General features: G+C 73.1%; 4 protein-coding genes. All 4 read left to right on the top strand.

What is annotated here, in order from left to right:
* Window positions 1-448, top strand: a 448-nt coding sequence (locus A7A76_RS22120; protein ID WP_206413339.1) for an aldehyde dehydrogenase family protein, incomplete at its 5' end; no start/stop codon positions are given.
* Window positions 445-1212: an N-formylglutamate amidohydrolase gene (locus tag A7A76_RS22115; protein WP_206413338.1), complete on the top strand. Its 768-nt coding sequence runs from the start codon at window positions 445-447 to the stop codon at window positions 1210-1212. The genes A7A76_RS22120 and A7A76_RS22115, both read left to right, overlap by 4 nt.
* A 68-nt stretch (window positions 1213-1280) precedes the next feature.
* Complete coding sequence (locus A7A76_RS22110) at window positions 1281-2720, top strand: amino acid permease (RefSeq protein ID WP_206413337.1); 1440 nt, start codon at window positions 1281-1283, stop codon at window positions 2718-2720.
* 81 nt (window positions 2721-2801) lie between these two features.
* Complete coding sequence (locus tag A7A76_RS22105) at window positions 2802-3677, top strand: transporter (protein WP_206413336.1); 876 nt, start codon at window positions 2802-2804, stop codon at window positions 3675-3677.
* The last annotated feature ends 404 nt before the right edge of the window (window positions 3678-4081 follow it).

Below are 4081 nucleotides of genomic sequence, written 5' to 3'. Positions count from 1 at the left end.
CGGCGAAGTCGCCGCGGCGGTCGCCGCCGGCGCGCGCGCCGCGCTGGCCGGACACCGCGCCGGCGAACTCGCCGGGCAGGGCGCGTATCTGTCGCCGGAAGTCTTGCTCGACGCGAACGCCGAGATGGCCATCTCGCGCGAGGAAACCTTCGGCCCGGTGGCGACGCTGACCGCGGTGGACGGCGACGCGCAGGCGCTGGCGGCGATCAACGCCAGCCGCTTCGGCCTGACCGCGTCGGTGTGGACGCGCGAGCCGCAGGCCGCGGCCGGCCTGATCGACGCGATCCAGGCCGGCACCGTGTTCGTCAACCGTTGCGACCACGCCGACCTGCATCTGCCCTGGGGCGGCGTCAAGGCCTCCGGGCTCGGCCGCATCGGCGGCGAGGCGACATTCGACGAGTGGACGCAGCGCAAGTCCGTGCACGTGCGCGCACAGGGGGCGCGATGAACGCGAATCCGACCGCATTCGACGCCGCCGCGGCCTGGTCCGCCGGCGACGTGTTCAACCCGGCCGGACGCGCGCCGCTGGTGCTGGTGTGCGAACACGCCTCCAACCGCATTCCGCCGGGCTATGCCGGCCTGGGCTGCGACGCGCACGACCTGGCGCGCCACATCGCCGTCGATCTCGGCGCGGGCGAACTCGCGCGCGGACTGGCGCTGCATCTGGACGCGCCGGCGGTGCTGTGTTCGACCAGCCGCCTGTTCGTCGACTGCAACCGCGCGCCGTTCGAATCCGACTGGATCGCGCCGGTGTCGGACGGCAGCGCGATCGCCGGCAACGCCGACCTCAGCGCGGCGCAGCGGCATGCGCGCGCGCAACTGGTGTTCGAGCCGTTCCACGCGCTGGTCGGCGAGACCGTCGCGGCCAAGCGCCGCGGCGGCGGCGACCCGCTGATCGTCGCCGTGCACAGCTACGCGCCGTTCCTCGACGGCCTCGCGCGGCCGCCGGTGGCGGTGATCTGGGACCAGCCGACGCCGGCGACGCAAGTCGTCGCCGCGTTGCGCCGGGTAGTCGAACCCGTCGGCGACAACACGCCCTACGACGGCCGCCTCGCGCGCGGCTACACCTTCGACCGCCACGCGCGCCCGTTCGGCCTGCGCCGCTTCGCCATCGAAGTGCGTCAGGACCTGCTCGGCGAACCGGGCGGGGTGGCGACGTGGACGCGGATCGTCGGCGAGGCGATCGCGGCGGCGATGCAGGCGCGGCAGTGATGCGAACGCAATCCGCCGGCCGCGTCGCGGCCGGCGCGGCAAGTCCAACCCGGGGAGGGGAGACGAACGTGGACGGCAAGGCGGAAACGGTGGAACTGCGCAAGAACGCGCTGGGCTGGCTGCAGATCGTGTTCTTCGTCATCGCGACCAACGGCCCGCTGATCGGGCTGGTCGGCGCGGTGCCGGTGGCGATCGGCATGGGCAACGGCGTCGGCACCGCCGGCGCGTTCGTGCTGGCCGGCGCGGCGTACCTGCTTTTCAGCGTCGGCTTCGTCGCCATGAGCCGGCACATCGGCAATGCCGGCGCGTTTTATTCCTACGTCACCGCCGGGCTCGGCGGCGGCGCCGGCATCGTCGCCGCGTTCCTGGCGCTGGCGGCGTACTTCGGCATCCAACTGGCGTGCTTCGCGATGATCGGGTTCTTCCTCGAACAAGCGCAGCAGCAGTGGCTCGGCGCGGGCGCGGCGTGGTGGATCAACGCGCTGGCGGTTGCGGTATTGGTGCGGATCTGCGGCTATCGCAACATCGAGTTCAGCGGCCGGGTGCTGGCGGTGCTGATGCTGTGCGAGATCGGCATCGTGCTGCTGTTCGTGGCCGCGGTGCTCGCCCACGGCGGCGGCCCGCAGGGTTTTTCGGCCGCGCCGCTGCTGCCGTCGCAGGTGTTCTCGGCCGGGCTCGGGGTGTCGCTGGTGTTCGTCGCCGGTTCCTACTTCGGCTTCGAGACCACCGCGATCTACGCCGAGGAAGCGCGCGATCCGCGCCGCAGCATCGCCATCGCCACCTACGTGGCGCTGGGCGCGATCACCGTGTTCCTGTCGCTGGCGACCTGGGCGATCACCGTCGCCTACGGCCCGCAGCAGGTGGTCGCGGCGGCGCAGGCCGATCCGGGCAATTTCTGGTTCGCGATGGCCGCGACGCTGACCGCGCCGCCGGTGGCGGCGGCGATGAACGCGCTGGTGATCACCAGCCTGTTCGCGTCGCTGCTGAGCCTGCACAACTCGGTCTCGCGCTATCTGTTCGCGATGGGCCGCGAAGGCGTGCTGTGGCGCTGGCTGGCGCGGGTGCATCCGCGCCAGCGCACGCCGTCGGCGGCCGGCGCGACCCAGTTCGCCGCGTCGATCGCCTGCATCGCGGCCTTCGCCGCGACCGGCGCCGATCCGATGGCGGCGGTGCTGCCGGTCGGCTCGGCGGTGGCCTCGATCTCGATGCTGGCGGTGCAGGTGCTGGCCAGCCTCGCGGTGCCGTTCTTCTTCCTGTCGCGGCCGCTGCCGCGGCGGCCGTGGACGACCGTGGCCGCGCCGCTGGCCGCGGCGCTGGTGCTGGCCGGGCTGATCGCGCTGATCTGCCAGAGCCTGCCGCTGCTGGCCGGCGGCAACGCGGCGTTCGTCGCGCTGATTCCGGCCTGCGTGATCGCGGTGGCCGCGGCGGCCGCCGTCTACGCGGGGTGGCTGTGGCGTTACCGCGGCGAGTTCTACCGCAACCTCGGGCAGGCGCTCGAACGCGTCTGAGCCCGCGTCGAACCGCGCCGACGCGTGCGCGCGGAGCCGTGCGGCCCGGGTCCGGCCGTTTGCATCGCAAGGGGAACGATCATGTCCGATCAGGAACGCCGCCGCGCCGGGCGCGGGCGTGTGGGGGTGTGCGCCTTGGCGCTGGCGGCGGCATGGCCGGCCGGCGCGGCGTGGGCGATGAGCGCGCCGGATCCCGGCGACATCCAGCCCGCGCCGCCGGGCATGGACGTGCTGCTGCTGTACGGCCAGCGCCTGCGCGGCGACCGCGTCTACGCCGACGGCAAGCGCGCGTTCGACGGCCTGGATTTTCGCGCCGACGTCCTCGCCGCGCGCTATGTCCACTTCTTCGCGCTCGCCGGCAAGACCACGACCTTCGAAGTGATCTCGATGGGCAACCGCCAGCGCGACGCGTTCGACCGCGACGGCCTCAGCGGCATGGGCAACCTGGTCGTGGGCACCTCGTGGTGGCCCAGGGCCGACGAGAGCCGCGGCCGCTACCTGACCTTCGCGGCCTACCTGAGCCTGCCCACCTCGCCGCGTACAGGCGAAGGCCTGATCACCGGCGAGGACCGCTATACGCTGGAACTGCAGGGCGGCTACATGACCCGGCTGGCCGAACGCTGGACCCTGGAGCTCATGGGCCAGGCCGAGTTCTACACCCGCGACGACAGCAGCCGCGTGCGTCGCGATCCGATGTACCGCGCGGTCGCGCACCTGAGCTACAACCCGACGCCGGCCACGCGCTTCGCGCTGAGCGCGCGGCAGAGCTTCGGCGCGCGCGAGAGTCTGCACGGCGAGCGCCTGCTCGGCAGCAAGAACGACACCAACCTCACCCTCACCTGGGCGCAGCAGCTCAACGACCGGGTGCAGGTGCAGTTGCAGTACACCCGCGACCTGTCGGTGCGCGAAGGCCCGCAGATCGACGGCGTGCAGGGACGGCTGGCGCTGGCGTTCTGAGCGGCGCGGGCGGCGACGCCGTTGCGTGCGGCGCGCGCCCGCAGCGGCGGGCGAGGGCGTCGCCGCCCTGGCCGAAGCATTGCGCGCGCCGGACGCGGGCATTCGGCGCTTGCATCGGCGTAGCGGGCGAACCGCCGCATGCGCGTTGCGGCCTGCGACGGGTTGTGTGACCTGCACCGCGTTACCGCCCCAGGGCTGGAGGTAGGGTTTCGCCTTCGGCCGTGCGCCTGGTTCGCGCGGCGGCGCTCGAACATCGGAACGTACGCAGTGGCCCGTCATCGACCTGTCGCCTTGCCCACTCGGTCCCGCCGTCGCGGCGGATCGGCTGCGGCGTCGCGCAGCGGCGGCCTGCGCGGTTCCGCGCGCGCTGCCGCGCCGGCACGCCCCGATCGCCTCGTCGTCCG

Origin of the sequence: Lysobacter enzymogenes, assembly GCF_017168095.1 — a bacterium.
Taxonomy (GTDB): domain Bacteria; phylum Pseudomonadota; class Gammaproteobacteria; order Xanthomonadales; family Xanthomonadaceae; genus Lysobacter; species Lysobacter enzymogenes_D.
Note: the sequence above shows the minus strand (reverse complement) of the source record. Positions and strands in the feature narration are given on the sequence as shown.

What these genes read in the sequence shown, in the direction of transcription:
- A7A76_RS22115 (WP_206413338.1), top strand. Translation starts at nt 445, where the DNA reads ATGAACGCGAATCCGACCGCATTCGACGCCGCCGCGGCCTGGTCCGCC.
- A7A76_RS22105 (WP_206413336.1), top strand. Translation starts at nt 2,802, where the DNA reads ATGTCCGATCAGGAACGCCGCCGCGCCGGGCGCGGGCGTGTGGGGGTG.